The organism is Aquabacterium sp., from assembly GCF_050725395.1.
Taxonomy (GTDB): domain Bacteria; phylum Pseudomonadota; class Gammaproteobacteria; order Burkholderiales; family Burkholderiaceae_C; genus Aquabacterium.
In genome coordinates, this window is record NZ_JBOHHL010000092.1 from 1 (window position 1) to 1,562 (window position 1,562).

1 protein-coding gene is annotated in these 1,562 nt (G+C 67.3%); it reads right to left on the reverse strand.

Features of this window, described 5'->3' with window-relative positions:
- Positions 1-1,562 (reverse strand): beta strand repeat-containing protein (locus ACREB4_RS21245; RefSeq protein WP_431590230.1); only part of this gene is annotated, 1,562 nt, incomplete at both ends.

The window sequence follows — 1,562 nt, forward strand, 5'->3', positions numbered from 1 at the left end:
GCGATCTGGGCCGTGGTCATGGCCTTGAGGTCAGTGGTCTCGATCGCAGCGATCTGAGCGGTCGTCATGGCGGCGACCTGGCTGGTGGCCAAGGCAGCGACTTGCGTCGTGTTCAGGGCAGCGACCTGGTCGGTCGTCAAGGCAGCGACGCCGGCGGTGGTCAGGGCGCGGATGTTGGCCGTGTTCAGGGCACCGAGGTCGGTGGTCTCGATCACGGCGACTTGCGCGGTGGTCAAGGCAGCGATCTGGTTGGTGCCCAGGGCAGCGACCTGGGCCGTGTTCAGGGCGACGATCTGATCAGTCGTCAGCGCGGCGACACCCGAGGTGGTCAAGGCGCGTGCTTCAGACGTGGTCAGGACGGCGACCTGGGCGGTCGTCAGGGCGGCCACTTGGGCCGTGTTCAGGCCAGCGATCTGGGCCGTGGTCATGGCCTTGAGGTCGGTCGTTTCGATGGCGGCCACTTGCGCGGTCGTCATGGAGGCGACCTGGCTGGTGGTCAGCGAGGCGACCTGGTTGGTGGTCAGCGCAGCGATCTGGTCGGTCGTCAGGGCAGCGACGCCGGCGGTGGTCAGGGCGCGGATGTTGGTCGTGTTCAAGGCACCGAGGTCGGTGGTCTCGATCACGGCCACTTGTGCGGTGGTCAGGGCGGCGATCTGGGTGGAGACCAGGGCGGAGACCTGGTCGGTGTTCAGGGCGACGATCTGATCGGTCGTGAGGGCAGCAACACCGGAGGTGGTCAGGGCGCGTGCTTCAGACGTGGTCAGGACGGCGACCTGGGCGGTCGTCAGGGCCGAGACTTGGGCCGTGTTCAGGCCAGCGATCTGGGCCGTGGTCATGGCCTTCAGGTCAGTGGTCTCGATCGCGGCGATCTGAGCCGTCGTCATGGCGGCGACCTGGCTGGTGGCCAAGGCGGCGACTTGCGTCGTGTTCAGGGCAGCGATCTGGTCGGTCGTCAAGGCGGCGACACCGGCGGTGGTCAGGGCACGGATGTTGGCGGTGTTCAGGGCACCGAGGTCGGTGGTCTCGATCACGGCGACTTGCGCGGTGGTTAGGGCGGCGATCTGAGTGGAGACCAGGGCGGAGACCTGGTCGGTGTTCAGGGCAACGATCTGATCGGTGGTCAGGGCAGCGACACCCGAGGTGGTCAAGGCGCGTGCTTCAGACGTGGTCAGGACAGCGACCTGGGCGGTCGTCAGGGCAGCGACTTGGGCGGTGTTCAGGCCCGCGATCTGGGCCGTGGTCATGGCCTTCAGGTCAGTGGTCTCGATCGCAGCGATCTGAGCCGTCGTCATGGCGGCGACCTGGCTGGTGGCCAAGGCGGCGACTTGCGTCGTGTTCAGGGCAGCGATCTGGTCGGTCGTCAAGGCGGCGACACCGGCGGTGGTCAGGGCACGGATGTTGGCGGTGTTCAGGGCACCGAGGTCGGTGGTCTCGATCACGGCGACTTGCGCGGTGGTCAGGGCAGCGATCTGGTTGGTGCCGAGGGCAGCGACCTGGGCCGTGTTCAGGGCGACGATCTGATCAGTGGTCAGCGCGGCAACACCCGAGGTGGTCAGGGCGCG